This window comes from Mongoliimonas terrestris (genome assembly GCF_001927285.1).
Taxonomy (GTDB): Bacteria; Pseudomonadota; Alphaproteobacteria; order Rhizobiales; family Pleomorphomonadaceae; genus Chthonobacter; species Chthonobacter terrestris.
Window position 1 is genome coordinate 176690 of record NZ_MSIG01000006.1, and the last position, 25598, is coordinate 202287.

The 25598-nt window shown below is 69.5% G+C and carries 24 protein-coding genes and 1 pseudogene; 7 read left to right on the forward strand and 18 right to left on the reverse strand.

Annotation, left to right across the window (positions count from 1 at the left end; all coding sequences use genetic code 11):
* The 8 genes and pseudogenes from BUQ68_RS10800 to BUQ68_RS10835 form a co-directional block, all read right to left on the reverse strand.
* Complete coding sequence (locus BUQ68_RS10800; protein ID WP_075215968.1) at positions 1-951, reverse strand: D-2-hydroxyacid dehydrogenase; 951 nt, start codon at positions 949-951, stop codon at positions 1-3.
* A 19-nt stretch (positions 952-970) separates the two neighbouring features.
* The gene (locus BUQ68_RS10805; RefSeq protein WP_075216131.1) at positions 971-2971 is read right to left on the reverse strand and encodes a transketolase family protein; all 2001 of its coding nucleotides are present in this window, start codon (positions 2969-2971) and stop codon (positions 971-973) included.
* A gap of 100 nt (positions 2972-3071) precedes the next feature.
* Positions 3072-4328: a TRAP transporter large permease gene (locus BUQ68_RS10810; protein WP_075215969.1), complete on the reverse strand. Its 1257-nt coding sequence runs from the start codon at positions 4326-4328 to the stop codon at positions 3072-3074.
* A complete protein-coding gene (locus tag BUQ68_RS10815) occupies positions 4325-4882 on the reverse strand; it encodes a TRAP transporter small permease (RefSeq protein ID WP_075216132.1) in 558 nt (185 codons plus the stop codon). Before BUQ68_RS10815 ends, BUQ68_RS10810 begins: the two co-directional genes overlap by 4 nt.
* 7 nt (positions 4883-4889) lie before the next feature.
* Entirely contained in the window at positions 4890-5894 is a 1005-nt protein-coding gene (locus BUQ68_RS10820; protein WP_075216133.1) for a TRAP transporter substrate-binding protein, read from the reverse strand.
* Between the two features lie 152 nt (positions 5895-6046).
* Complete coding sequence (locus BUQ68_RS10825) at positions 6047-7057, reverse strand: transketolase family protein (protein ID WP_075215970.1); 1011 nt, start codon at positions 7055-7057, stop codon at positions 6047-6049.
* Positions 7054-7898: pseudogene (locus BUQ68_RS10830) on the reverse strand (transketolase). Before BUQ68_RS10830 ends, BUQ68_RS10825 begins: the two are co-directional and overlap by 4 nt.
* Positions 7899-7920: 22 nt before the next feature.
* Positions 7921-8670 (reverse strand): SDR family NAD(P)-dependent oxidoreductase, encoded by a 750-nt coding sequence (locus tag BUQ68_RS10835; protein WP_075215971.1) that lies wholly within the window; start codon positions 8668-8670, stop codon positions 7921-7923.
* Between the two features lie 109 nt (positions 8671-8779).
* On the opposite strand from BUQ68_RS10835, the gene BUQ68_RS10840 reads away from it, so the two are divergent.
* The gene (locus BUQ68_RS10840; RefSeq protein WP_075216134.1) at positions 8780-9670 is read left to right on the forward strand and encodes a LysR substrate-binding domain-containing protein; all 891 of its coding nucleotides are present in this window, start codon (positions 8780-8782) and stop codon (positions 9668-9670) included.
* Positions 9671-9722: 52 nt separating this feature from the next.
* Here the strand turns inward: BUQ68_RS10840 and BUQ68_RS10845 are convergent, their stop codons facing one another.
* The 6 genes from BUQ68_RS10845 to BUQ68_RS10870 form a co-directional block, all read right to left on the reverse strand.
* On the reverse strand, positions 9723-11969 hold the full coding sequence (locus BUQ68_RS10845; RefSeq protein WP_245293218.1) for a TRAP transporter permease: 2247 nt from the start codon (positions 11967-11969) through the stop codon (positions 9723-9725).
* 140 nt (positions 11970-12109) lie between these two features.
* Complete coding sequence (locus BUQ68_RS10850; protein WP_075215972.1) at positions 12110-13066, reverse strand: TAXI family TRAP transporter solute-binding subunit; 957 nt, start codon at positions 13064-13066, stop codon at positions 12110-12112.
* 189 nt (positions 13067-13255) lie between these two features.
* Positions 13256-14593, reverse strand: a complete 1338-nt coding sequence (locus BUQ68_RS10855; RefSeq protein WP_075215973.1) for a sigma-54-dependent transcriptional regulator — start codon at positions 14591-14593, stop codon at positions 13256-13258.
* Positions 14580-16442, reverse strand: a complete 1863-nt coding sequence (locus tag BUQ68_RS10860) for an ATP-binding protein (RefSeq protein WP_139315204.1) — start codon at positions 16440-16442, stop codon at positions 14580-14582. Before BUQ68_RS10860 ends, BUQ68_RS10855 begins: the two co-directional genes overlap by 14 nt.
* A 167-nt stretch (positions 16443-16609) precedes the next feature.
* Positions 16610-17020, reverse strand: a complete 411-nt coding sequence (locus BUQ68_RS10865) for a DUF4864 domain-containing protein (RefSeq protein ID WP_083656481.1) — start codon at positions 17018-17020, stop codon at positions 16610-16612.
* A 221-nt stretch (positions 17021-17241) separates the two neighbouring features.
* The gene (locus tag BUQ68_RS10870) at positions 17242-17544 is read right to left on the reverse strand and encodes a hypothetical protein (RefSeq protein ID WP_139315205.1); all 303 of its coding nucleotides are present in this window, start codon (positions 17542-17544) and stop codon (positions 17242-17244) included.
* A gap of 231 nt (positions 17545-17775) precedes the next feature.
* On the opposite strand from BUQ68_RS10870, the gene BUQ68_RS10875 reads away from it, so the two are divergent.
* Entirely contained in the window at positions 17776-17985 is a 210-nt protein-coding gene (locus BUQ68_RS10875) for a hypothetical protein (RefSeq protein ID WP_139315206.1), read from the forward strand.
* Positions 17986-18001: 16 nt separating this feature from the next.
* On the opposite strand, the gene BUQ68_RS10880 is transcribed toward BUQ68_RS10875, so the two are convergent.
* The gene (locus tag BUQ68_RS10880; RefSeq protein ID WP_139315207.1) at positions 18002-18328 is read right to left on the reverse strand and encodes a hypothetical protein; all 327 of its coding nucleotides are present in this window, start codon (positions 18326-18328) and stop codon (positions 18002-18004) included.
* A 277-nt stretch (positions 18329-18605) separates the two neighbouring features.
* Positions 18606-19004 (reverse strand): DNA-binding transcriptional response regulator, encoded by a 399-nt coding sequence (locus BUQ68_RS10885; RefSeq protein WP_139315208.1) that lies wholly within the window; start codon positions 19002-19004, stop codon positions 18606-18608.
* 159 nt (positions 19005-19163) lie between these two features.
* Between BUQ68_RS10885 and BUQ68_RS10890 the strand changes: the two genes are divergently transcribed.
* From BUQ68_RS10890 to BUQ68_RS10900, 3 genes are all read left to right on the forward strand, one after another.
* A complete protein-coding gene (locus tag BUQ68_RS10890; RefSeq protein ID WP_075216137.1) occupies positions 19164-19715 on the forward strand; it encodes a sigma-70 family RNA polymerase sigma factor in 552 nt (183 codons plus the stop codon).
* Positions 19702-20466, forward strand: a complete 765-nt coding sequence (locus BUQ68_RS10895) for an anti-sigma factor family protein (RefSeq protein WP_075215979.1) — start codon at positions 19702-19704, stop codon at positions 20464-20466. Before BUQ68_RS10890 ends, BUQ68_RS10895 begins: the two co-directional genes overlap by 14 nt.
* 64 nt (positions 20467-20530) lie before the next feature.
* On the forward strand, positions 20531-21241 hold the full coding sequence (locus tag BUQ68_RS10900; RefSeq protein WP_075215980.1) for a Bax inhibitor-1/YccA family protein: 711 nt from the start codon (positions 20531-20533) through the stop codon (positions 21239-21241).
* Positions 21242-21345: 104 nt separating this feature from the next.
* Here BUQ68_RS10900 and BUQ68_RS10905 read toward each other — a convergent pair whose 3' ends face one another.
* Positions 21346-22131 (reverse strand): restriction endonuclease, encoded by a 786-nt coding sequence (locus BUQ68_RS10905; protein ID WP_075215981.1) that lies wholly within the window; start codon positions 22129-22131, stop codon positions 21346-21348.
* Positions 22132-22236: 105 nt separating this feature from the next.
* Entirely contained in the window at positions 22237-23316 is a 1080-nt protein-coding gene (locus BUQ68_RS10910; RefSeq protein ID WP_075215982.1) for a glycosyltransferase, read from the reverse strand.
* Positions 23317-23635: 319 nt separating this feature from the next.
* Between BUQ68_RS10910 and BUQ68_RS10915 the strand changes: the two genes are divergently transcribed.
* Both BUQ68_RS10915 and BUQ68_RS23695 read left to right on the forward strand, forming a co-directional pair.
* Positions 23636-25369: a hypothetical protein gene (locus BUQ68_RS10915; protein ID WP_075215983.1), complete on the forward strand. Its 1734-nt coding sequence runs from the start codon at positions 23636-23638 to the stop codon at positions 25367-25369.
* Positions 25370-25443: 74 nt separating this feature from the next.
* Entirely contained in the window at positions 25444-25596 is a 153-nt protein-coding gene (locus tag BUQ68_RS23695; RefSeq protein ID WP_175577785.1) for a hypothetical protein, read from the forward strand.
* Positions 25597-25598: the final 2 nt, after the last annotated feature.

Below are 25598 nucleotides of genomic sequence, written 5' to 3' on the forward strand. Positions count from 1 at the left end.
TCAGACGACGTTGCGCGGCGTGCCGGCTACGTAAGCCTCGATGTTGCCGATCAACTGATCCGCGAGCGCCTGCTGGGCCTCGTTCGACGCCCAAGCCACATGCGGTGTGACGATGACGTTCGGGCGCGCCGCCATCCGCATCAGCGGACCGTCGGCGGGGGGCGGTTCGGGCATGGTGACGTCGATGCCGGCACCCGAGACGAGGCCTTCGTCGAGGGCCGTCTCCAGGTCATCCTCGACGACGATGCCGCCGCGGGCGGTGTTGATGATCAGCGGCTGGCGCTTCATGCGGCGGAAGGCCGCCATGCCGATCAGGCCCTCGGTGTCCGCCGTCAGCGGGCAGTGCAGGGTGATGATGTCGGACTCGCCGATCAGGTCTTCGAACGACACGAGGTCCGGGGTGCTGGCGGGTGCCCAGGGATCGTAGAGACGGACCACCATGTCGAACGCCCGGCCGATCGCCGCCACCCGGCTGCCGAGGACGCCGGCCCCGACGATGCCGAGGCGCTTGCCGCCGAGGTCGCGGATCGGGGCATCGAAGAAGCAGAACTGGCCCGACCGTTGCCAGGCGCCGTCGAGGACGGCGGCGCGGTAGGGGACGATCGCGCGCTGCAGGGCGAGGATCAGCGCGAAGGTGTGTTCCGGAACCGTGTGAACCGCATAGCCGCGGATGTTCACGACCGTGATCCCGCGCGCCTTGGCGGCCTCCTTGTCCACGCAGTCGGTGCCGGTCGCCGCGACGGCGACGAGCTTCAGCGCGGGCAATTGCTCCATCGCCTCGGCGGTGAGGCGGACCTTGTTGAGGACGACGATGCTGGCGTCGCGGCATCGGGGCACCACCTGGTCGGGCGCGGTGCTGTCGTAGGCCGTCCACGCATGGTCGAAGGCCGGACGCCGCAGCGTCACCTGCGGCGCGAGGGTCTCGTTGTCGAGGAAGACGATGTTCTCCATGATGACGGGACCGATCCTCTCAGAGTTGGCGCTTCGCCGCGGCCACGACGGCATCCACGGTGATCCCGAAATGCCGGAACAACGCCTCCGGCGGGCCGGACGCGCCGAAGCCGGACATCCCAACGAAGGCGCCCTCGGCGCCGAGCCAGCGGTCCCAGCCGAACCGCACGGCCGCCTCGATGCCGATCCGCACGGTGCCGGGCTCCAGGACGGCCTCTCGGTAGGCCGGATCCTCGGCCTCGAACAGCTCCCAGCAGGGCATCGACACCACGGCGGTCGGGATGCCTTCCCCTTGCAGGATCCGCCTCGCCTCAAGGGCGATCGCCACCTCCGAGCCGGTCGCCATCAAGGTGACGCGCCGGTATCCGCCGGTTTCCAGCGACAGCACGTAGGCACCCCGCGCGGACCGGTTCTCCGCGCCGCCGTCGCGCCGGACGAGCGGCAGCGGTTGGCGCGAGAGGGCAAAGGTCACCGGACCGGTCCGGTGCTCCATGGCGATCTCCCAGCATTCCGCAGTCTCCACCGCGTCGGCCGGCCTGAAGACGAGCATGTTCGGCATGGCGCGCAGCGAGGCCAGGGTCTCCACCGGCTGGTGGGTGGGGCCGTTCCGGCCGATGCCGATGGAGTCGTGGCTGAACACGAACTTCACCGGCAGACCCATCAGGGACGCCATGCGCATGGCGGGCCGCTCGTAGTCGGAAAAAGCCAGGTAGGTCACGGCCGCCGGGATCACGCCGCCATGGGCCGCGAGGCCGTTCGCGAGCGCCGCCATGGCGTGCTCGCGCACGCCGCAGTGGAGGTATCGACCGGCGGGGTGATCGGCCGTGAAGGCGGCGAGCTGGCGCTTGTGGTTGGTCGAGGCTTCCAGATCGGCGCAGCCGGTCATGAGCTCGGGCACCCGGTCGTAGAGCAGGGCGGCCACGTCGCCGGAACTCGCGATACCGGGCTGGCCCTCGCCACTCTCGGCGGCGGCCACCTTGTAGGCATGGAGCGGCTTGCGCCAGCCGTCCAGCAGGTTGCCCGCCATGGCACCACCCAGAGCATCCCGCATCGCCGTCGGCGCGGATGCGAAACGCTGGCGCCAGCCGGCCACGCGCGGCGCGGCGCGGTCGGCAAAGCCGCGCCAGGTCGCCCGGACGTCGGCCGGGATATCGAAGCTGCCGGCCGTCCAGCCGAAGCGTTCGGCCATCGCCGCCCGATCGTCCGGGAAGACCTTGCCGCCATGGCCGGCGCGCTGGCCCTCCACGCGCGGGATGCCGCGGGCGATCGTGGTGCGGCACGCGATCATGGACGGTCGGGGATCCTGCTTGGCCGCCGCGATCGCCGCCGAGACGGCCGCGATATCGTGGCCGTCGACCGCCGAGACGTGCCAGCCGGCGGCGCGGAACCGGGCGGGGACGTCCTCCGAGGCGCCGATCGACAGGACGCCGTCGTCGGTCATCTCGTTATCGTCCCAAAGGAAGATCAGGCGGCCGAGGCCGAGGTGGCCGGCGAGCGCGATCACCTCCTGCCCGACTCCCTCCTGAAGGCACCCGTCGCCCACGAAGGCATAGGTGTAGTGGTCGATGAGGTCCGCGCCGAACCGGGCCCGCAGATGCGCCTCGGCGATCGCCATGCCGAGCGCGTTGCCGATCCCCTGGCCGAGCGGTCCGGTCGTGGTCTCGATGCCGGCGTCCGGTTCGTACTCCGGATGGCCGGCGCAGTGGGAGCCGAGTTCGCGGAAGCGTTTCACCTGATCGAGCGAGATCTTCGCGTAGCCGGCGAGATGCAGCGGGGCATAGAGCAGCATGGAGCCATGCCCGTTGGAGACCACCAGCCGGTCCCGGTCCGGCCACAGCGGATCCGTCGGGTCGTAGTTCAGGTGATCGGCAAAGAGCGCCGTCGCGATCTCCGCCATGCCGAGCGGAGCGCCCGGATGGCCTTCGCCGGCCGCCAGGAAGGCGTCGACGGAGAGGAAGCGGATCGCGTGGGCGGCGGCGGCGAGCGGCGCCGGCGTGACCGGGGGGAACAAGACGGGCATGGGAAGGTCGTCGGGCATCGGGATCGAAGCCTCGCAAGATCCGTGTCGGGAATGGTGCCGGCGGGCCGAGTGCGAACACCCGACCGCGCCGGCGGCAGAATTAGAGCGTCAGGGCAGGAATGAAGCTGAAGGCGAGTACCGTGGCGATGGCCACCAGATAGAAGGGCCACAGCTCTCGGGTTGCCTTGATGATCGAGACGCCGGCGATCGAGGACGAGATGAAGAGCGTGGTCCCGACCGGGGGCGTGTAGAGCCCGAGGGCAAGGTTCAGCACCATCATCACACCGAGCTGGGTGAGGTCGAGGCCGATGGCGAGCGCCAGCGGGACGAAGATCGGACCGAGGAGCAAGATCGCGGCCGGCAAGTCTATGAACATGCCCGCGACCAGCATGATCAGGTTCATCGCCAGGATGATCAGCATGGGATCCTGCAGGACTTCGAGGCACCAGGCCGCGAAGGTCTGCGGCACCTGCGCCCAGGTCATCAGCCAGCCGACCACCGACGAGCCCATGATCACCAGCATGACGACGCCGGTCGCGACGCCCGCCGCGATCATCGCCTCGACGAAACGCTTCACCGTCATGTCCCGGTAGACCAGCACACCGGCGGCGATCGCGTAGAGCACGGCGACAACGGAGACTTCCGTCGGGGTCGCGAAGCCGAACCGCAGAAGCGTGAGGATCATCACCGGCATCAGGAGCGCCGGCAGCGCCGCGACGAACAGGCGCCGGACCTTCGCCCCGTCGAAGGGCGAACGCACGAGGGGAAAGCCCCGGACGCGCGCGGAAATGTTGTTCACCGCCACGAAGCCGACGGTCAGGATCAGGCCGGGGACGACACCGGCGAGGAAGAGGTCGGCGACAGAGACCTCCGAGACCAGCGAGTAGAGGATGAAGGGGATGGACGGGGGAATGAGGATGGCGATCGTGGCCGAGGCGGCGTTGTTGGCGGCCGCGAACCCGGCCGGATAGCCCTCGCGCTTCTGCCAGGGAATCAGCATGCCGCCGAGGGCCGTGGCGTCGGCCACCGCCGAGCCGGACACGCCGCCGAAGATGGTCGAGCCGACCACGCTGACGGAGCCGAGGCCGCCGTGGCGGCGCTGGATCAACTCGGATGCAAACCCGATCAGATTCTCCCCGAGCCGGCCGGACATCAACAGGCTGCCCGCCAGGATGAAGAAGGGCAGGGCCAGCATCGGGAAGCTCTGGGTCTGGTTCACCATCTGCTGGGCGACCAGCATGACCGGGAACTGCCCGCCCCACAGGATGGCGCCGCCGGACGCGATCACCAGCACGTGGGCGACCGGAACCGCCAGCGCGAGCAGGACGAAGAAGGCGATGAGCAGGAAGGCGATCATTGGACGCTGTCCTCGGCACGGCCCTGCGGCGCGGCGGCCGACCCCAGCATGGCGACGCGGAGCGCGATCGACAGGGCGCTCACGGCGAGCAGGAAAGCGCCGCCCGAGAGGGCCCAGTAGGGGATCGACCCCGGTGTCCCGAGGATCGGATTGATTTCAAAGGCCACGATGTCGGCGACCTGCTTGGCGACAGCGCCGAGGTAGACGTAGGCGGCGGCGATCAGGAGGTTCGTGGCGACGATGAGCGCTCTCTTCAGCCGTTCGGACAGGGCGCCGTGGATCAGATCGACGGCAATGTGGTTGCCGCCGTGAACGGCGAGAACGACACCCGCCATGATGAACCAGGCGAAGATCTGCTTGGGCAGTTCCTCCGCCCAGTCGATGCCGCCGACCGTGATGATGTAGCGGGACAGGACGCCGATGCTGATGGCGGCGAGGAGGGCGACGCCCGCGCTCACCACAATGACCCTGCACAGGAGCACGATCACGCCGTCGACCTTGTCGGCCACCGCGATGAGCGGTGGCCGACGGCCCGAGAGAGACCCGGTTGCCATGGTCATGTCAGGCGCCGGCCGTCTTGATGACCGACTGGACGAAGGCGCCGAAGTCCTTGGCGAGCCACTTGTCGTAGACCGACGCGGTCGCCTTCTGGAAGGCGGCGCGGTCGCACTCGTTGACCGCAACGGCGGGGTTCGCCTTGAACTCGGCGAGGAGCGCGTCGTTCTTGTCGGCGTTCATCTGCACCTGCATGGCGCCCGCCTCCATGGAGGCCTCGCGGATCACGTCCTGACCCTTCTGGTCGAGCTGTGCCCAGATCATCTTCGACACCAGAACCGGATTGGATTCCCACTTGTGGGCCGACAGGCTGATGTACTTGTTGACCTCGAAAAGCTTGGCCGAGTGGATGTTGGTGAGCGGGTTCTCCTGCCCGTCCACCACGCCCTGCTGCAGCGCCACATAGACCTCCGCGAAGGGGATCTGCACGGTGGCCGCGCCCAGCGACTGGAAGATGTCGACGGTCATCGGGTCCGGCGGGGTGCGCAGCTTCAGGCCGCTCAGATCGGCCGGCACGTTGATCGGCCGCTTGGAGTTGGTGATGTTGCGGATGCCGTTGTCCCAGAAGCCCAGGAGCACGATGCCGGCCTCTTCGTAGCGGGCGCTCAAGGTGGCGGTGATCTCGCCCGAGCAGGCCTTGATGGCGGCGGCCGCGCTGGGGAAGAGGAAGGGCAGGCCGAGAGCGGCGACCTCCGGAACCACCGCCGAGGCGGCGCCCTGGCTGTTCACCGACATGCCGAGCACGCCGGTCCGAAGGCTGGTCAGCATGGCGGCGTCGTCGCCGAGCTGGGCGGCGCCGGCGACGGTGATCTCGATGGCGCCGCCGGACTTCTCCTTGACGATCTCGGCGAACTTGTCGGCCGCCACCGACCGGGGGTTGCCCGGCGCGGCGCCATGGCCGAGGAAGATCTTGGTGGGCGCGGCGCGCAGGATGGTCGGCATCGCCAGCACGCCCGCGCCAAGGGCGGCGGTCTGGAGCAGAATGCGGCGGCTGATCGGGGACTTGATCATGGACATCGGTTTCCTCCGTCTGATGCCCCCTCCGGGGGCCGTATCGAGTTGTTCGGTGCGCGTTTGTTCAGCGTCTTCCGAAGCAAGGACCGGACCCGCGGCCGCGCCGGGATCCGTGGGGGAGGACACGGCGGAGGCCGCCATGTCCGGTTTCAGAGCCGGGCCTTCACCCGCCGGCAGATCTCGGCGGTGGACAGGCCGTAGCGGTCGTGAAGGGTGGGCAGCGCGCCGGCGTCCAGAAAGGCGTCCGGCAGGCCGATGTGGGCGAAGGGCGGATGGACGGCGGCGCGCATCAGCACACCCGCGACCGCTTCGCCAAGGCCTCCGATCACGGTGTGGTTCTCCACGACGACGACGAGCCGCCCTGGCTTGCCGCAGGCCTCCAGGATGGCGGCCTCGTCGAGGGGCTTGATGGTCGGCACGTGGAGGACGGCGGCGTCGATCCGATCGTCCGCCATGGCCTTCGCGGCTTCCAGCGCCCGCATGGTCATGATGCCCGACGCGACGAACAGAACGTCCGTGCCGTCGCGCAACAGCGCGGCCTTGCCGAGCTTGAACCGGTAGCCGTACTCGTCGAGGACGAGCGGCACCTGCCCGCGCAGGAGGCGCATGTAGACCGGCCCGGGGTGGTCGGCCATCTCGGCGACGGCCTGCTCCACGTCCAGCGCGTCGCAGGGGTCGATGATGGCGAGGTTGGGCAGGCCGCGGAAGATGGCCAGATCCTCGGTGGCCTGGTGGCTCGGGCCGTAGCCGCTGGTGAGGCCGGGGAGGGCGGCCACGATCTTGACCGGCAGGTTCTCCTCGGCGATCGCCATGGCGATGAAATCGTAGGCGCGGCGCGACGCGAAGGCCGCATGGGTGGTCGCGAAGGGGATGAACCCTTCCTTCGCCATGCCGGCGGCGGCGCCCATGAGCAACTGCTCGGCCATGCCCATCTGGTAGAAGCGGTCCGGGAAGGCCTGGGCGAAGATGTGCAAGTCCGTGTACTTGGCGAGATCGGCGGACATGCCGACCACCTCGGGCCGCGCCTTGGCGAGCGCGACGAGGCCGTGGCCGAAGGGGGCCGGCTTCGTCTTCTGGCCTTCGGCCGCGAAGGACGCGATCATCGCGGAGGTCGAAAGCCGCGGCTTGGACGGATCGGCGGGGGTGAAGACCTTCTTCATGACGCGGTCTCCCGATCCAGAATGGCGATCGCCTTGTCCCATTCGTCGGCATCGACACGGATGAAATGGTTTTTGTCGCGCGCCTCCAGGAAGGGAATGCCCTTGCCCATGAGCGTGTCGCAGACGATCACGCGCGGCTTCGGCTCGGGGTGGGTCCGGGCCCGGTCGAAGGCCGCCACCAGCGCGCCGATGTCATGGCCGTCGACCCGCTCGGCGTACCAGCCGAAGGCGCGGAACTTCTCGTCGACCGGTTCGGACGAGAGCACCTGGGACGACGGACCGTCGGCCTGCTGGTTGTTCATGTCGACGACGGCAATCAGGTTGTCGAGCCGCCAGTGGGCGGCGCCGAGGGCTGCCTCCCAGGTCGACCCTTCGCCGAGTTCGCCATCGGAAAGAAGGTTGTAGACGAAGGACTTGGAGCTCTTCCGCTTCAGTCCGAGGCAGGAGCCGACGGCGATGGTCAGCCCCTGGCCGAGCGAGCCGCCCGAAATTTCCATGCCCGGCGTGTAGGAGGCCATGCCGGACATGGGCAGGCGGCTGTCGTCGCCGCCGTAGGTGTCCATCTCTTCCCGGGGGATGAAGCCGGCTTCCACCAGCGCCGCATAGAGCGCGATGGCGTAATGGCCGATGGAGAGAAAGAGGCGGTCGCGTCCCTCCCAGTCGGGCTCTTCGGGGCGGTAGGTCAGAGCGTAGAGTAGAGGACCGCAAGGACGTCCGCGAAGTCCAGAGCCTGGGCGATATAGCCCTGGCCCTGCACCTTGCCCATCAGGAGGGCGTTGCGACGGATGGACCGCGCCCGTACCGCCAGGCTGGCGTTGTGTCCGATCAAGGGGGATGTCATGGGGAAGTCTCCGGCCGGCGCCTCAGTGGATGAGCATGCCGCCGTTGACGTCGATCGTGTTGCCGGTCAGGTAGGCCGACAGATCCGACGCGAGGAAGAGGAAGACGTTGGCGACGTCCTGCGGCACGCCGAGGCGGTTCAACGGGATGCCGGCCAGGATTTCGACGCGCTTTTCGTCCGAAATCTTGCCCGCGTTGATGTCGGTCTGGATCAGGCCCGGCGTCACGCAGTTGACGCGGATGCCGTCGCCGCCAAGTTCGCGGGCCATGGCCTTGGCGAGGCCGAGCACGCCGGCCTTCGCGGCCGAATAGTGCGCGCCGCCGAGGATGCCGCCGCCGCGCTGCGCGGACACGGAGGACATGCAGGCGATCGAACCGGCCTTGCGTTCGCGCATGTGCGGCATCACCGCCTGGCTGAGGAAGAGCACGCCCTTCAGGTTCACGTCCTGGATGCGATCCCAGTCGGACGACCCGATGTCCCAGACCTTGATCGCCTGGGTGATGCCGGCGTTGTTGATCAGGATGTCGATCTGGCCGAAGGCGTCGAGCACGGCGGCGACGGCCTTGTCGCAGTCGGCGCGGGAGGTCACGTCGCAGGCGACGCCGATGTGCTCGGGGCCGAGTTCGGCGGCGGCATTGCGCGCGGCCGCGCCGTCGATGTCCAATATGGCCACCCGCGCGCCCTGGGCGGCGAAGGTCCTGGCGGTCGTGAAGCCGATACCGCGCGGCCCAGCGGCCCCCGAAATGACGGCGGTCTTGCCCGAAAGCAGCATGTTCCCCCTCCCTGGAGACTGTTCCTCTTGAGGCCGGACTATGCGCGGATGGCCATCCTGAAAAAAACGAATAAAATGCGTGGATCGATGAATTGGATTCATGGTCGCGATGACGCGCTCGCTCCCGCTCAATGCTCTTCACGCCTTCGAGGCTGCTGCCCGGACGGGGTCATTCCGCGTCGCCGGGGAGGAACTCGGCATTTCAGCCTCCGCCGTCAGCCACGCGATCCGGAAACTGGAGGATCAGATCGGGGCGTCCCTGTTCGAGCGGGACGGTCGGGTGGTGCGGCTGAACCCGGGCGGGGAGGTGCTCTATCGCCATGTTTCTGATGCACTTGACGGTCTGCGCCAGGGCATCGCGATGGTCGGATCGCGCTCGGACAAGCTGCTCCGGGTGCACTGCGCGCCGTCGTTCGCGACCCAATGGCTGATGCCGCGGCTCAGTCGCTTCCTCATCGAACATCCCGGGCTGGAGGTTCGGTTCTCGGCGGACACAAACTATCCCCGTTTCCAGAACGATGAATTCGACTTGGACATCTGCTACGGCCAGCCCCGCCAGGACGGGCTGATCGTGCTGCCGCTCCGCGAGGAGCTCGTCACGCCGCTCTGCCGGCCGGACATCGCCGAGAAGGTGAGGCAGCCGAGCGACCTCTATGCGTTCAGCCTGATCGAGAGCGAGCACAAGCGGGTGCGCTGGCCGGACTGGTTTGCTTCCAACGGGTTGCCGGCCCCGGCGCCGAACGGAAACCGGTTCGATCGGAGCTTCATGGCGATCACCGCGGCGGTGGACGGAATGGGAATTACGCTGGAATCAACGCAACTTGCGGAAAGGGAACTGCAGCGGGGAGATCTGGTGGCGCCGCTCAGGGAGAGTGCCCGGAACATCACCTATACCGGCCATTTCGTCGTCTTTCCGCAGCGGGTCCGGCCGCGGCGGGCCGTGCGGACGTTCGTCAATTGGGTGATGGGCGAACTGGATCTACCCGAACTGACGGCCTGATCCGAGCCGGTCGGGGCACGCCACGCGGCGTGCCCCGTCTTTGAAAAGCGGATCAGGTGCCGGCCGCAAGCATCTGTTTTCCCTTGCTGATGCGCATGATGTGCCAGGCCACCACGGCGCCACCGAGGGCGAAGCCGAGGAGGTCGGTGACGAGCATCGGGGTGACGAGTAGCAGAGCGGCGGCGATGGCGACCGCCCGTTCCGTCACGCTGACCCGCCCGGCGAGCCAACCGAAGGCGCCGATGCCCCAGAGGAGAACGGCGGCGAGCGCCTTCACGATGACAAAGGCAGCCGACGCCCAGTAGGCGGCGCCCTCCAAACCGGGGACAGGTTGTAGCATGAGCTGCGGGTTGTAAACGGCCATGTAAGGCAGAATGAAGCCTGGTAGCGCGATACGGAGCGCCTGCACGGCGATCCGCATGCCGGTCTCCTTCGCCATGGGCGCGGCCGCGAAGGCGGCGAGCGCCACAGGCGGGGTGAGGTCCGCCATGATGCCGAAATAGAAGACGTACATGTGGCTGACGATGAGCGGCACGCCAATCTCCAGGAGGATCGGTGCCGCCAGGGAGGAGGTGATGATGTAGTTCGGGATGGTGGGGATGCCCATGCCGAGGATGAGGCTGAACACCATCGTGAGCACGAGGGTGAGCAGGAGATTGTCCTTGCCGATGGCGATCAGCGCCTCGCCGATGACGGTGCCGAGGCCGGTCAGCGTCATGGTGCCGATGACGAGGCCGACGACCGCGCAGGCGAGACCCACCGGGATCGCCTGACGGGCGCCCTCGGCGAGGGCGTCCACGCAGCCGACGAGGGCGGGGCGGACCTTGCCGGAAAAGAGGCCGGCGACGACGAGGGCGAGGACCACGAGGCCGACCGCGCTGACGGAGTACCAGAGCGAGGCGGCGCTGATGCCCGCAAGCCCCATCCAGAACACGAGCCGGAGGACCGCCGTGGAAAGGCCGAGGGCGAAGGCTGCGCCGATGATCATGATCGACGTCAGCATGAGACCGACTGAGCCGGCAAACAAAGGTGTGTAGCCGCCGAACAACAGGACGACGAGCACGATCAGCGGCAGGACGAGGAACCAGCGTTCGCGGATCACCTTCCGGGCGCTCGGCAGGATCGTCGCCGCCATGCCGTGGAGGTTGAGCTTGCCGGCTTCCAGGTGGACCGACCAGAAGCAGGTGACGAAATAGAGGAGCGCCGGGACGATGGCCGCCTGGACGATGTCCGAATAGGGCACGTTGATGGTCTCGGCCATGATGAAGGCGACCGCGCCCATCACCGGCGGCATGATCTGGCCGCCCATGGACGCGGTGGCCTCGACGCCGCCCGCGAAGGCGTTCTTGAAGCCGTAGCGGCGCATCAGCGGAATGGTGAACTGGCCGGAGGCCACCACGTTGGCGACGCCCGATCCGGACACCGTGCCGAGAAGGGCGGAGGTGGCGATGGCGACCTTCGCGGGGCCGCCCTTGGAGCGACCGAAGATCGCCATGGAGACGTCGTTGAAGAAGGCGACGACGCCGGCCTTTTCCATGAAGGCGCCGAACAGGACGAAGAGGAAGATGTAGGTGGCCGAGACCAGCGTCGGCGTGCCGTAGATGCCTTCGGTGGAGAAGGCCATGTGCTCGATCACCTGCTCGAAGTCGAAGGAGCGATGGTCGAGCGGCGCCGGCAGATAGTGGCCGAACAGTGAATAGAGCAGGAAGATCATGCCGACCACGGTGAGGGCCGGCCCCATGGCGAACCACGCCAGGAAGAGGAGGCCGACGATCGCCACGGTGCCGATCACCACGTCGTGCGGCTCGATCTCACCGGCCTTGATCATCAGCTCTTCATGAAAGCCCCAGTGGTAGAGGCCGACCAGGAAGCCGGCGACGCCGAGCCCCCACAGGAGCGCCTGACGACTCTTCGGCAGGCCGGAGACGCTGGCCAGCAGTCCGCCGCCGAGCAGGCAGAGGAAGCCCACGTGGATGGCGCGGGTGACGACGCTCGGAACCCCGCCCGGATAGAGCGCCAGGATGGCCCAGACCACGGCCAGCGCGACGACGGGCACGGCGAGCCAAGGGTCCTTCGCGGCGCCGCGGACCAGGAAGAGCCAGCCGAGCCAGCCGAGGAGGACGACGCCGGCGACGTTGATGGCGGTGAGGCCCGGCACGACGGCGAGGTCGAGCGGGATGCCGAAGGAGGTGACGATCTGGAAGGTCGCGAAGGCGACGCCGATCCAGAACAGCACAAGCCCGTGCCGCGACGCCGGATAGGCATGCGGCAGATGGGACTCCGGGTTCTCCTCGGTCACCGGTGCAACAAAGGTTTGGGACGGTTCTGAAGCAAGCATGGCTTGGACTCGAACTGGAACTGGACAAGCGATGAAGGGCCGCTCCCGAGCCGTGACGACGAAAGCCGGGCGACGTGGGAGCGGCGACGCGGAGAGGGCGATCAGCCGGCGACTTCGGCGAAATACTTGGCCGCGCCAGGGTGCATCGGGGCGATCGGGTTCTTCCCGGCCGCGGCCGGATCGATCTTCTTGGCGGCGGCATGGGCCGCCACGAGCTTGTCCAGGTTGCCGTAGATCGCCTTGGTGAGGCCGTAGACCAGGTCGTCGGAGAGATCCGCGCGGGTCATCAGGTAGTTGGGGATCGCCACGGTCGGCACGTCCGCGGTCTGACCCTCGTAGGTCTTCGCCGGGATGGTGCCGGGCAGGAAGGGAACGCCCATGGTCCCCACGATGGCCGGGTCCACCGACACGATGGTCACCGGAACCGAGACCGAAAGGTCGCGGAGCGACGCCACGCCGAGACCGGCGGACTGGAGGGTGGCATCGAGCTGGCGGTTCTTCATCAGTTCGACCGATTGGGCGAAGTCCAGATACTCGACCTTGGCAAGGTCGTCGTAGCTGAGACCGGCGGCCTTCAGCACCGCGCGGGCGTTGAGCTCCGTGCCGGACTTCGGCGCGCCGACCGACAGGCGCTTGCCCTTGAGGTCGGTGATCGAGGCGACGCCGCTGTCGGCGAGCGCGACGATCTGAACGTAATTGTTGTAGAGGGCGCCGAGGGTGCGGATGTTCTCCAGCTTCTTCTTGAAGCCCACGTCCGCGTTGCCGGCCAGCGCCTCGATCACCGCATCGCCGAGCGCGAAGGCGACTTCGCCCTTGCCGGCATCAAGCAGGTTCAGGTTCTCGACCGAGCCCTTGGTGGCCTGCACGGTCGGGCGCGTGCCCGGCACGGTCTCCACCACGATGGCCGAGATGGCGACGCCGAGCGGGTAGTAGATGCCGGCCGTACCGCCGGTCAGCACGTTCACGAAGTCGGCGGAAAAAGCCGGGCGCACGCCGACGAGCGGGGCGGCGGCGGCGGTGCCGGCGAGCGCGAGAATATCACGACGATTGAAAGTCATTTTGGTCCTCCCGTTGGATTGGAGCCCCTCCAGGCTCCCGTGAGAACCGTTCCAAACCTCGTGCCACGCCGCCGAGCGTTAAAAATATGTTGAGTAGGAGAGACTTAGCGGGATTGAGCAGTGCCGCGTCGGCAAGACTCCGCCGGTGCCGCAAAGGCCATCGGCGGAATTTTGCCGATCCGCCCAATGTTATTCGCGACGCAAACCGAGGCGCGCCATCTTCTCGTTGAAGGTGCGGCGGGGCAGGTCGAGTTCCTCCAGCACCGGAGTGACCGCGCCGCCGTGACGATCCAGCGCTTCCGCCAGCACCGCGCGCTCGAACCGGGCGAGCCGATCGGCAAGGGAAAGGGTGCCGGCCGCGTCGACCCGATCGACCGGTCCGCCCTCCAGGCCGAGGGCGAAGCGTTCGGCGGCCGCCTTCAGTTCGCGCACGTTGCCGGGCCAGTCCCGCGCGAGGAGCCGCGCCGCGGTGGCCTGGTCGAGCGGCGGCCGGGGCCGGCCCACCTGCCGGGCCATGGCGGCGGCGAAATGATCGAAGAGGAGGAGAACGTCGTCGCCCCGCTCGCGGAGAGGCGGAACAGCGACGTCGGCCTGGGCGAGCCGATAGTAGAGATCGCTGCGGACGGCGCCTGTCGCCACCAGATCGCGGAGATCGCGCTTGGCCGCGACGACGATGCGCACGTCGAGCGCGATAGTCCGGTTGGAGCCGAGCCGTTCGACGGTCCGCTCCTGCAGGACGCGGAGGATCTTCGCCTGGGCGGCGAGCGGCATGCTCTCGATCTCGTCGAGGAAGACCGTGCCGCCCTGGGCGTGCTCGAACTTGCCGATGCGCTTGTCGCGCGCGCTGGTGAAGGCGCCGGCCTCGTGGCCGAACAGCTCGCTTTCGACCATCTCGGCCGGCATGGCGGCGCTGTTGACGGCGACGAAGGGGCGGGACCGGCGGGCGCTGAAGTCGTGCAGCGCCCGGGCGACCAGTTCCTTGCCGGTGCCGGTCTCGCCGATGATCAGCACGTCGACGGGCAGCGGCGCGACCGTGAGGATCCGGGCGCGGAGCGCCTCGGCGGCGGGCGACGAGCCGACGATGCGCCGCTCCAGCCCCTCCGCCGCGGCAAGCCGCGTCTCCAAGGCCTCGACCCGGCGGGACAGGCGCGCCACCTCCACGGCCCGTTCCAGAATGGCGGCGAGGTGCTCAGGAATATAGGGCTTGGTCAGGAAGTCGAACGCCCCGCGCCTCATGGCGTCGACCGCCATCGGCACGTCGCCGTGCCCGCTGAGGAGCACGACGGGCGCGGTCTCGCCGCGCCGCCGGATCTCGGTGAGGAGATCGAGGCCGGTCATCCGGGGCATGCGGACGTCCGCCAGCACCACGTCCGGATGGGCGGCCGGCAGGCAGGCGAGCGCCGAGAGGGCATCCGGCACGGTTTCGACCGCAAAGCCCACGAGCCCGAGATACTGGGTGAGCGACGAGCGGACATCCGGGTCGTCGTCGACAAGGAGCACCCGCGCCGGTGCTTCAGGAGACGCCATCGACAGCCGCCTCCGGAAGCCGAGCCGGCATCATGCGCCGGACCGGGAGCGAGAGGGCGAACACCGCGCCGCCAAGGGGCGAGCAGCGAGCCTCCAGGGTGCCACCGTAGTCGAGCGCGATCCGGTGGGAGATCGCCAGACCGAGGCCGAGGCCCTTGCCGGCCTGCTTGGTGGTGAAGAAGGGCTCGAACAGCCGTTCCGCCGCCTCGGCGTCCAGCCCGCAGCCGCTGTCGTGGACCTCGAGGACCGCGTAGCCGCCGCTCTGGCGCCCTTCAACCCGGACGCGGCGGTCGGCGCTGTCGCCCACCGCGTCGATGGCGTTGGAGAGGAGGTTGAGCACGACCTGCTCCATCCGGCTGTCCGAGCCGGTCGTCGGCAGGGCGGCGGGCAGGGCGGTCTCCACCGCGATCTCCGCGTCGCGGAAGCGGAAGGTCATCAGGCGCAAGGTTCGTTCCACGATCGGGACGAGGTCGATGGGGCCGCCGGTGCCGTCGTCGCGCCGGGCGAGCGACTTCACCCGGTCGTTGAGGTCGCGGAGGCGGTCGATGGTGTCGGCCATTTCGCCGACGGTCTGTTCCGCCTCGCCGGTGCGGCCCTTGGCGATCAGGAGCCGCGCGGAGGCGAGGTAGGTGCGAAGGGCGGCGAGCGGCTGGTTGAGCTCGTGGGCAAAGCCCGCCAGCGTCTGGCCAAGGGCGGCGAGCTTGGCCGACTGCACGAGTTGGTCGCGGGTCCGGTGGAGATCCGCCTCGGCCTTGCCGCGCTCCAGGATCTCCGCCTCGAGACGGTGGTTCGCGTCGGCGAGTTCCGCCGTGCGTTCGCGGACGCGCCGGTCGAGGAGCACGAGCGCCTCGCGCTCGGCGAGACGCGCGCGCCGGCGCTGGACGCCGACGGCGGCGAGGGCGGCGAAGAGGGCGCCGGCGAGCGCGGTGGCAAGCCCCGTCTGGACGACCTGCCGGTCGACGTCGGTGACGTCCGCCGCGTAGAGGACCCGCCAGCCGAAGTGCGGCAGGTCGCTGACGACGACGAGCGCCTCAGCGGCGCGGCTGCCGTCGAGCCGCACCGACTGGACGACGGACGGGCGCGGGGGCGTGTCGAGGATGGGCTCGGCCGCGATCTCGATGTCGGCGTAACGCTGTTCGGCGGGGATGCCGCCGGACGCGGCGGCGGCCGGCAGCAGCTGGCGGTAGCGCCATGCGGGGAGGGACGCGAGAAGCACGACCCCGTCGTCGGCGACGACGGCGATCCGTTCGCCGGACCGGGTCCACTCGGTCTCCAGCGGGGCGAGATTGATCTTGACCACCACGACCCCGACGACCTGCCCCTTGGCCCACACCGGGGCGGAGAGGAAGTAGCCGGCGACGCCGGTGGTGACGCCGACGGCGTAGTAGCGGCCCTGCTCGCCGTTGATGGCGGCGCGGAAGTAGGGGCGGAAGTCGTAGCTGCGGCCGACGAAGCTCGTCTCCTCGCGCCAGTTGCTGGCCGCGAGCGTGGTGCCGGTGGCGTCGAGCACGAAGAGGGCGTCGGCGCCGGCCGACCGGGCGGTGACTTCGAGCGCCCGGTTGGCGGCGTCGACGGACGACGGGGCGGCGCCGGGCGCGAAGAGGGCGCGGATCTCGGCGGTTCGGCCGAGGAGTTCGGGCAGGTAGGCGAAGCGCCCCACGGCAGCGTCGAGCGAGGCGCCGACCCAGGAGAGCCGGCCGCGGGCGGTTTCATCGAGGGCGGGGAGCAAGGTCTGGCGCGCGACGACGGTCGCGGCGAGCGTCAAGGCCGCGATCAGGAGCACGGACAGGATCACCATCCGGTGCCGGACCGGCCGTGCGCCCGTCGCTTCCACCGCCTCGATCAGCAAGGCCAACTCCCCAACCCACGCCACGTGCCATCCGCCATCCTGACAGGAACAGCGGACGGCGCAAGGCGACGTTGGTCCGCAAGGACCGCGCGATCGTCAGGCGTGTGCGCGCGGGCCGACGGTCCGCGGCGGGGAGGGCGGTGAGGCGCCGACGCGCGGTGGGTCGGTCACGCGCTGACGCGCGGTTCCTTGGTGAGCTGGCAGCCGGCGATGCGCCAGGAGCCGTCCGGCTGCTGCTGGAGGGCGTAGAGGGCGGTCCACTCGACGCCGTCCGGGTCGACCAGGAAGACCTCCTGGATGTAGGCGTCGTTCTGGTCGCGCAGGCGCCCGAAGGCGACGGACTGGGGCCGGTATACCGGCCGGTAGGCGCTCTTCACCATGGACATGAAGACGTCCGGATTGGGGAAGACCTCCTGCAGCCGCGGCGAGGCGAAGCTGTAGGCGGTGGCGCCGTCGTCGGCGAGGAAGGCCTCGATCTGACGGTCGATGAGGGATTTGATGGACGTGGCCGGGTCGGCGGCGAGCGCCGGCGAGGCCAAGAGACTGAAGCCGAGTAGCCATCCCGCGACACGCATCATCCGTCCTCCGGTTCTGTAGGCGGCGTATGAGGTGCGGGCCGGCCCGAGGCGGAGATAAGGCCCCCGCGGGTCGGCACGCCGTCAGTTGCGGATCCGGGGCCGACTGCGGCGCAAGGGGTCCGTTCCTGAAGATGGTAGCAGCAATTCGCGTTTCGGAAAGGGGCGCCCTGCCGACTTTGCGGGCGTGCTCACGAAACCGTCAACGCGAACGGCGGCAAGGGTCAATCGTCGTTCGAGGCGTTCAGATCCTGCGGGTGGAGAACGCCGAGGTCGCCGACCGCAACGCCGGTGCGCAGGCGGAGCGGATCGCGGAACGCCAGGGTGAGGCCGAGCCGGCCGGCGAGCAGGGTGGCCGCGCGCTCCGCCTCGTCGAGCGGGGTGCCGAACGGGATCGTGTGGCGGATCGGCCCGGTGGCGGTGTCCTCCGGCACGTCCGCATAGGCGCACGCCGCGCCCTCGTCGTCCCGGTAGACGTGGAGGGCGAGCAGGCGGCTGTCGTCGGCGGGCGGGGCGTTCGGGGGCATTCCGGTCTCCAGGTCGATCGGCGGCGCGCAAGCGCGCAACGCCTGATCCCACAACGCTCCAGGCGACGCTTCGTTCGCCGACGTTCGGTTCACGGTCGCAAGCGACCCAGTGTTTCGGCGAACCCGTCAAGGGATCGTCAACGCCAAGCGCGCATTCCCGCGCCGCGTCCGCAACAGCTTCAGGACTGATGGGTTAGAGAGGTCGAGATCACGAAGCGTGCGGGACGGACGATGGGGCGCGAGACGTCAGACAGCGAGATGCGGCCGGAAGCGGCGGCCTGGCAGCCGATGGCCTACATCCCGGTGCGCGCCGCCGTGGACGTGCGGGACGAGAGCGGCATCATCGCCCTCGCCGAATGCCGCAAGGTCGGCGCGCGGCTGGTGTTCCTGGCGGGCGCGCTCGCCGGGCCGCCAGTGTCGTGGCGCTGGCCGCGGGATTAAGGCGCCACCGCGCCGGTCAGGCGTCGATCAGCACACGGTCGCTCAGCATCATCGCCGTGTCGGTGCAGACGAGGCGGAGTTCGGCGAGGCGGGTGGGCAGGAAGCGGCGGATGACGGCGCCGGACGGGCTGGTCGGCGCGTGGGTTTCCATGGACCGCCGCAGGACGCGGCAGGTGTCGAGCACGGCCTCCGTCATGCCGGCGCCGATCTCCGGGGTCATGTCCCGCGCGAGCGCCTCGACCGCGGCGATGGCCTCCAGGAGGCCGTTTTCGGCCGCAAGGGTGCGTTGGAGCGCGGTCCTTTCCAGGCGGGCGCGCATCCGGGGGTGCAAGGGGATCGACATCGGTCGGGCGGTCTCGGCATCCGTCGGTGGGCATCTCCGGTCTCTCCCGGCCGCCGAACCGTCCAGTCGGGGCGGTGCGGCGGCGAGGGCCGGATCAATGCCGACAACGCTATGCCGGTTAGCCGCCGAACTGAATATCGGGGCTATGCCGGATGCGACTTCAGGGTGCAGATGCGCGCGACGGACAGCTTCTGCGGATCAACGCCGGTGGATCCGCCGTTCTGCGGACGGCTCGCGCGCCGGCACGGGCATCAACCGGGTGCCCGCGCCGCTCCGGTCAGTGAGGCTTGCCGGGGAGCGGCCGTCCGGCCGCGGTTTCGGCGGCGATCAGGAGATCGAGCGGCAGCCAGGGCTTCGGCATGAAACGGTCGCCAGTGTCGAGGCGTGGCGAATCGTCGCCGCCGGTGGCGATCACCCGCACCCATGGGCATTCGGCGTGAACGCGCTCGACCAGGTCGGTGGCCGCCGATCCGGCGGCGTCGAGGTCGACGAACACCGCGGCGACCCGGTCGCCGGAGGTCTCGAGCCTCTGCATGGCATCGTCGACGGTGTCGCAGTCGACCGGGAGAAGATCGCTCTCCTCGAAGAGAACGCCGGCCAGGTGGCGGGCCTCGTCATCCTGGTCGATGATCAGTATCTGCCGGCGCGGCATCGCTTGTCCCGTCGCTTGTCCCATGGGGGGCCCTCCGTCCTTTCCTGGTGGCGAACTGTCGGGCAACGTCCCGTATGCGGTATGGTTCACCGGATTCGGGCCGAAAACGGCGCTTTTCGACCGCGTCGACGATTTTTTTCATCGGCTATGGATGGGGTGGCGCTTGCGCTTCGTATGTGGGGCATGACGAGCCACGGACCCTTCGATGTCGTCCAGCACCTCGCGTCGCTTCGGCGGTTCGCGCGCACCCTTGCGCGCAGCGACGCCGACGCGGACGATCTTGTGCAGGAGGCGCTGGTCAAGGCCTACGAGCGGCGCGGATCGTTCGACAGCCGGCGCAGTCTGAAGGCCTGGCTGTTCGCGGTGCTGCACAACGCCTTCATCGACGGTGTGCGCCGGCGGAAGGCCGAGACGAACCGGGACGACGCCTTCGGCCTGACGGTGGCCGAGAGGACCGCCGAGCCGGGACAGGATTCGGCCGTGCGGCTCGCCCAGATCCGGCGGGCCTTCGCCCGGCTGCCGCAGGACCAGCGGGAGGCGCTGCATCTGGTGGCGGTGGAAGGACTGCCCTACCAGGAGGCTGCCGCAATCCTGGACGTGCCCGTGGGGACGCTCATGTCGCGGATCGGCCGCGCACGGGCGGCGCTGCGGGCGCTCGAGAGCGATCCGGCGGACAGCGCCGGACCCGCTCGACCGACCCTCAAGATCATCGGAGGACAGGATGACCCGCGCTGATGGGATCACCGACATCGACCTCCACGCCTATGTGGACGACCAGCTCGACCCGGCCCGTCGGATCGAGGTGGAGAACCACTTGGCGGCGCATCCGCAGATCGCCGCCGCCGTGATGGCGGACCTTGCCGTGCGCGACGCGCTGCGGCTGCCGGCGGACGACCTGCCGCCGCCGACGCTGCGCCTCGTGGAGCAGGCGCGGGTGCTGGAGCGCGGGCTTGCAAGCCGTCGCTCCTTCCTGCCGCTGGCCCGGATCGCGGCTGCCGCCTTTCTCGTGGCGGGCGGCTGGTTCGCCCATGCGTCGTTCGGCTTCACCGGCGTGCGCGAGAGCGTCGCCGCCACGGTGCCGCCGGTGGTGGACGGGGCGCTCGCCGCCCTGAAGACCGCCAAGACCCGGGCGGAAGTGCCGTCGCAGCCGAAGTCGGCGGTGTACGACCCGGCGGAGCTGCGCCGGGCCACAAGCCTGGCGCTGCCTTCCCTGCCGCAGAATTGGCGGGTGAGCGACGTGCAGATCTTCCCCTACGCCGGCGGCTTCAGCGTGGAGCTGATGGCGGAGGCGGACGACGCCGGACGCGTGTCGCTGTTCGCCGCCCGCTCGCCGAGCTTCGACGTGGTGGCGCCGACGGCGCTGGCGCTGGAGGATGGAGATTCGGTGTTCTGGCAGGTCGGCCAGGACGTCTTCGTGCTTTCCGGCGAGACGGAGCCCGCTCGGCTCCGCCTTGCCGCCGAACGGCTGGCCGGCAGCCTCTACTGACGGCCCCGCACTTCCCCGGTCTTCGGACCGGGCACTGACAACCACCGTAACCTGAGGATACCTGATGGCCACCCCGATCTATCGCACACACGCGGGCATCGACAGCGCCGCCTTCGACGAGGGCCTGCGCCAGCATATGCTGCGCGTGTTCAACTACATGGGCCTCGGCCTGGTGATCACCGGCATCGTGGCCTTCGTGGTCGGCACCACGCCGGCGCTCTACGTGCCGATCTTCTCCACCCCGCTGAAGTGGGTGGTGATGCTGGCGCCGCTCGCCTTCGTGTTCTTCTTCTCGTTCCGCATCCACGCCATCTCGGCGGCGACCGCGCAGATGCTGTTCTGGGCCTTCTGCGCCGTCATGGGCCTCTCGATGGCGTCGATCTTCCTGGTCTTCACCGGGCAGAGCATCGTGCGGGTGTTCTTCATCACAGCCGCCATGTTCGGCGCCACCGCGCTCTGGGGCTACACCACCAAGCGCGACCTGTCGCAGTTCGGCTCGCTCCTGATGATGGGCCTGATCGGCATCATCATCGCCAGCCTCGTGAACATCTTCCTCGCCTCCGACGCGCTGCAGTTCGCCGTGTCGGTGATCGGCGTGATCGTGTTCACCGGCCTCACCGCCTACGACACGCAGAACATCAAGGCCCAGTACGCCGAGAGCTTCGGCGAGGAGAGCAACCAGAAGCTCGCCGTGTTCGGCGCGCTGTCGCTCTACCTGAACTTCATCAACCTCTTCCAGATGCTCCTGTCGCTGCTCGGCCAGCGCGAAGAGTAATCGAGGTCTCCTGGCGGCTGACAAAGCGCCAACTTGAGGGCCGACGGCTTTGCCGCCGGCCCTTTTTTCATGGGCTGGGCGGGCAGCGCGGTGACCCGATGCGCTCAGGCGGTCTGAAGGCCCGCGAGAGCATCGAACCGGGCAAGGTCGGACTGGTGGAGGAGGAGGACGCCGGTGGAGGCAGCGAGGGCGCGGGCCGACGGCGTGTAGGCGGCGTTGGTGACGACGGCCGCCACGTCCGCCCGGTAATGGCGCTGGGCCGAAAAGGCCTCCTGCACCGCCTTGTTGCCGACCGGCTGGCCGTAGAGCTTGCACTGGAGCACCGCCACGACGCCGTCCTTCTCGGCGAGCACGTCGGCGCCCTGGTCGCCGGCAGCGCCCGTCGCGGTGGTGTGCCAGCCAGCCTTGGCGAGGCGGCGCTCGCACCAGCGCTCGAACTCCTGCGGGGAGAGGTCCTCGGTGAGGCTGAGCTGACGATCGATGATCCGGGCGCGGGCGAGCACCGGCTCCTCGATCAGGCGGCGCCAATGGCCCGACGCGCGGGGCCGCCCGTTGAGTTGGCGGCGCGCCTCCGGGCCGAGGGTGGGGCCGACCACATTGTCGAGGAAGTGGTCGATCTCCTTGTCCCAGCCGCCATCGGTGAGGACGCCGTAGTGGTCGCGGGTGACGAGGTTGAGGCGGCGGCGGGCGAGCGTTTCCAGATGCGCGGCGACAGCGTCCTCGATGGCGTCGCGGGCATCGCAGAGGGCGCGGTCGACGGCGACGGCCGTGCGGATGACGACGGACGTCGCCCAGACGGACGCGAACCCGGCGCCGAGCACGGCGAAGGCGCGGGTCGGCTCGTAGGCCAGCCCCGCTCCGATCAGCGCGACCCATCCGATCCGCCCCATCAAGCCCGCCTCTCCGCTAGATCAAAACCGGAACAGGTTCAAAGACGTCAGATCACCACCGGGTTTGTCAAGCGCAAGAGGGCCGGGGCCCTCAGCCGCCTCGGCTCAGGCCGCGGGCGTGCGCCGGGCCACGCCCGCGAGCGCGCCGACAACGTCGCGGGCAAGGCCGAGCGGGCTCGGCCGCCACGGGTCGCCGACACCGTAGTCGCCGGCAAGCACGCTCCGCGTCAGGCCGGGCAGCCAGCCGAATGTCGAGCGGTCCGCGTAGAGGGTGGCCCGGCGGCGCGAACGCTCCATCAGGATCAGGTACTTATCCCGCAAACTGCGAACGTCGTCTGAACGCACCGGATGGGCTTTCAGAAAGCGGGCGGTCTCGGGATCCGGGGCGGCGAACGCCTCCAGAAGGCCCGTGAGGATCGCGGCGCGGTTGGCGGCGAGCTCCACGCGGCGGCGGTACTCGCCGGTGCGGTCGGCGAGCTTTGCCGCGAGATCGCCGGCGGCCGAGCGGTCCGCCTTCTGACCGGAGACGTTGGCCGGATGCTGGCGGTAGAGCGCCACCTCCTCGCCGATCAGCCGGATGCGGCCGAGGGCGCCGGCGAGGAAGAAGAACCACGTGTCGTGGCCGAGACGCTCGCCGACGTTGAAGGTGTCGTCGCTCATCGCCCAGAAGCGCTCGAAGGCGAGCAGGTCCCGGCGGATGGTCATCGTGAAGCCGGGGAAGAAGCTGAAGGGCGGCAGGTCGTGCTCGCTGACGGTGCGGTCGGCGAAGGCCGGCTTGAGGCGACCCATGCGGGTGCCGTCGGCGGCCATGAGGAAGACGTTGTGGGCTGCGGCAAGGACGTGGGGATCCGCGAAGGCCTCCGCGGAGACCTGGAGCTTGCGTGGCAACCAGACGTCGTCCTGGTCGCAGAAGGCGACGAGATCGCCCGCGCAGGCGGCGGCGGTGCGCAGGAAATTCACCCGGTAGCCGAGCCGCCGGCCGGCCGGCAGCCGGTGCACCGGGAAGGGCGCCCGGGCGGCGAAGCGGCTGAGGATCTCGGCCGTGCCGTCGGTGGAGCCGTCGTCGCCGACCACCAATTCGAGAGGCGGGACGGTCTGTTCGGCGAGGCTTTGCAGCTGCGCCTCCAGGTAGCGTTCGCCGTTGTAGGTGGCGAGCGCGACGGAGACGCGGGGGGATGCGGACATGGGGCTTCCTCGTGAAGCGACCCGGTGAGAGGGCAGGGGCGACATCGGCTGGTCGCCCGGTGCCTTCGCGCCGGTGCGCCCGCTCTACCACAACAGCGTGCTGCCGTGCAGCACGCGCGCCTTGCCGATTGCCGGCGGGGTGAGCGAAGGGTTAGCATTCCGTCGTTTCGATGTGCTCACCGTTTCAAGTGCGGTGCGGGACCGGCGATTCGCCTTTTGGGCGCACGCTCCCGCAAGCCGCACGCGCCGCGCGCGTTCTCGTCGGCGCGATACAAGCCGCCGCGTTCCCGGCTTCCGTTCGACCTGAAGGCCTTATTCGATGACGACCGTTTCCGCGCGCGGGACGCGCCGCCTTTCCGCCGATCCATGGCTGGTCGACGGCTTTGCCGCCATCGTGCTGACGCTCGTCGGCGCCGCGATCGCCTACGGGCTGATGGGGTCGCTGCTGGTCGGCGGCATCGACGATGCGGCGATCACGCAGGTCTATGCCCGCAACATCGCGGCCGGGCATGGCTACGTCTACAACCCCGGCGGCGAGTGGGTGGAAGGGTCGACGTCTCTGGCCTGGACGGTTCTCAACGCCGCCGTCTTCGGGCTGTTCGCCGATCCGGTGCCGGTGCTGCACGGGCTGAGCGCCGTGATCGCCGCCGCGACCGCGCTCGTGTGGCTGCGCACCGCCCGGGGCGTCGCCGCGGCGACGGGGGCGTCGGCGACCGCCACGGTGACGGGTTTCCTGATGCTGATGGCCGGCCTGGCGCCGTTCTGGCTGTGGATGGTCTGGTCGCTGATGGATGTGACGCTATGGGCGCTGGTGGTGGCGCTCGCCGTCCACCTCAGCCTCAGGATAGCGCTGGACGAGGAGGCGACGGACCGCAGCCTCGGCTGGCTCGCCGGCATGCTTGCGCTCGCGGTGGTCACCCGTCCCGACGGGGTCGCGCTTGCCGCCGGGATGGCGGCGCTCACCGGGCTGGTGCTGGCGCTGCGGCCGGGTGGGCAGCGGAAGGCGGTGGTGTTTACGGCCGGGACGCTCGGGCTGGTGCTGGGGGTGTTCGCGCTGCTGGTGGCCTGGCGGCTGGCGACGTTCGGCTATCCGCTGCCGAACACCTATTACGCCAAGACGTCGGCCAACATGGCGGCGACGCTCGCGGACGGCGTGAAGTACCTGATCAACAGCCTTGTGGCGGAACGGCTTTTCCTGCCGGCGCTGGCCGCGGCGGCGCTGCTGCCCTTTCTCGTCGCGTTCCGCGCCCGCGGCTCCCGGCACCGCGGCGATGCGCGCGAGGCGGCACGGCGGTGGGCGGACGGGACGGCGATGATCCGCGGGGCCGTGCTGCCGGCGGTTCTCCTCGGTTTTCTCGCCATCGTGGTCCTTTCCGGCGGGGACCACTTCAACAACCAGCGCTTCCTGGTGCCGATCGCGCCGGCCCTGATGCTGGCGCTGGCGGTGACGGGCGCCCGGCTTGCGGCGCTCGCCTACCCGGCCGTGAGGCCGGCGATCGGGCCGGTCGGGCTCGCGATCGGGCTCGCCGGCATCGCCGGGCTGACGACCGTGGGGCCGCTCCTCCAGTTCCGCTACGATGTGCTGAAGGGGGACGCCGGCCCGACCATCCACCGCGAGTTCTCCCTCCGGCAAAGCCAGGTGACCTACGGGGCGGCGCTCGCCGCCGCGCTGCCGGCGACGCTGGAGCGGCCCGCGCTCGGCGTTCTGGCGGCGGGCGGCATCGCGCTTTCGTATCCGGGGCCGCGCCTCGACCTCCTCGGCCTCAACTGGACCGAGATGGCGCACAAGAACCCGGACAAGACGGGCCTGAAGAGCCACGCCAGCTTCGACGCCGACACCTTCCTGGCGCACGCGCCGGGGCTGGTGCAGCTCTCCTGTCCGATCAGCCCGTTCGAGGACGCCGTGACGCGCGGGATCGTCGGGACGGAGCGGTTCCGCGCGCTCTACACGCCGGTGACGGTGGACCTTGCCGGCCTCGGTGCGCGGACGCTGTTCGCCCGGCGCGACATCCGGCCGGCGATGGGCGACGCGTTCCGGGACGCGGATTGCTGATCGGGCGGGAGGCTGGAGGGAACGGGACCGGGGGGCGGGGCATTTCCGAAGCCGTCCCCACGGAGCACCGCACCATGGCCCGCCGCGTTCGCGTCACCCCTCTCCTCGTCAGCAGCCTTCTCGTCGTCGTCATGATCGTGGCGGCCACGGCCCTCAACCTCTCCGGGGTGAGCGACATCACCGACGAGGAGACCGGCGGGCAGCCGCAACCGACGACCGAAAACTGATC

Excerpts from the sequence above, each read along its gene's own strand:
- BUQ68_RS10800 (WP_075215968.1), bottom strand. The coding sequence starts at position 951 with ATGGAGAACATCGTCTTCCTCGACAACGAGACCCTCGCGCCGCAGGTG.
- BUQ68_RS10805 (WP_075216131.1), bottom strand. The coding sequence starts at position 2,971 with ATGCCCGTCTTGTTCCCCCCGGTCACGCCGGCGCCGCTCGCCGCCGCC.
- BUQ68_RS10810 (WP_075215969.1), bottom strand. The coding sequence starts at position 4,328 with ATGATCGCCTTCCTGCTCATCGCCTTCTTCGTCCTGCTCGCGCTGGCG.
- BUQ68_RS10815 (WP_075216132.1), bottom strand. The coding sequence starts at position 4,882 with ATGGCAACCGGGTCTCTCTCGGGCCGTCGGCCACCGCTCATCGCGGTG.
- BUQ68_RS10820 (WP_075216133.1), bottom strand. The coding sequence starts at position 5,894 with ATGATCAAGTCCCCGATCAGCCGCCGCATTCTGCTCCAGACCGCCGCC.
- BUQ68_RS10825 (WP_075215970.1), bottom strand. The coding sequence starts at position 7,057 with ATGAAGAAGGTCTTCACCCCCGCCGATCCGTCCAAGCCGCGGCTTTCG.
- BUQ68_RS10835 (WP_075215971.1), bottom strand. The coding sequence starts at position 8,670 with ATGCTGCTTTCGGGCAAGACCGCCGTCATTTCGGGGGCCGCTGGGCCG.
- BUQ68_RS10840 (WP_075216134.1), top strand. The coding sequence starts at position 8,780 with ATGACGCGCTCGCTCCCGCTCAATGCTCTTCACGCCTTCGAGGCTGCT.
- BUQ68_RS10850 (WP_075215972.1), bottom strand. The coding sequence starts at position 13,066 with ATGACTTTCAATCGTCGTGATATTCTCGCGCTCGCCGGCACCGCCGCC.
- BUQ68_RS10855 (WP_075215973.1), bottom strand. The coding sequence starts at position 14,593 with ATGGCGTCTCCTGAAGCACCGGCGCGGGTGCTCCTTGTCGACGACGAC.
- BUQ68_RS10865 (WP_083656481.1), bottom strand. The coding sequence starts at position 17,020 with ATGATGCGTGTCGCGGGATGGCTACTCGGCTTCAGTCTCTTGGCCTCG.
- BUQ68_RS10870 (WP_139315205.1), bottom strand. The coding sequence starts at position 17,544 with ATGCCCCCGAACGCCCCGCCCGCCGACGACAGCCGCCTGCTCGCCCTC.
- BUQ68_RS10875 (WP_139315206.1), top strand. The coding sequence starts at position 17,776 with ATGGGGCGCGAGACGTCAGACAGCGAGATGCGGCCGGAAGCGGCGGCC.
- BUQ68_RS10880 (WP_139315207.1), bottom strand. The coding sequence starts at position 18,328 with ATGTCGATCCCCTTGCACCCCCGGATGCGCGCCCGCCTGGAAAGGACC.
- BUQ68_RS10885 (WP_139315208.1), bottom strand. The coding sequence starts at position 19,004 with ATGGGACAAGCGACGGGACAAGCGATGCCGCGCCGGCAGATACTGATC.
- BUQ68_RS10890 (WP_075216137.1), top strand. The coding sequence starts at position 19,164 with ATGACGAGCCACGGACCCTTCGATGTCGTCCAGCACCTCGCGTCGCTT.
- BUQ68_RS10895 (WP_075215979.1), top strand. The coding sequence starts at position 19,702 with ATGACCCGCGCTGATGGGATCACCGACATCGACCTCCACGCCTATGTG.
- BUQ68_RS10900 (WP_075215980.1), top strand. The coding sequence starts at position 20,531 with ATGGCCACCCCGATCTATCGCACACACGCGGGCATCGACAGCGCCGCC.
- BUQ68_RS10905 (WP_075215981.1), bottom strand. The coding sequence starts at position 22,131 with ATGGGGCGGATCGGATGGGTCGCGCTGATCGGAGCGGGGCTGGCCTAC.
- BUQ68_RS10910 (WP_075215982.1), bottom strand. The coding sequence starts at position 23,316 with ATGTCCGCATCCCCCCGCGTCTCCGTCGCGCTCGCCACCTACAACGGC.
- BUQ68_RS10915 (WP_075215983.1), top strand. The coding sequence starts at position 23,636 with ATGACGACCGTTTCCGCGCGCGGGACGCGCCGCCTTTCCGCCGATCCA.
- BUQ68_RS23695 (WP_175577785.1), top strand. The coding sequence starts at position 25,444 with ATGGCCCGCCGCGTTCGCGTCACCCCTCTCCTCGTCAGCAGCCTTCTC.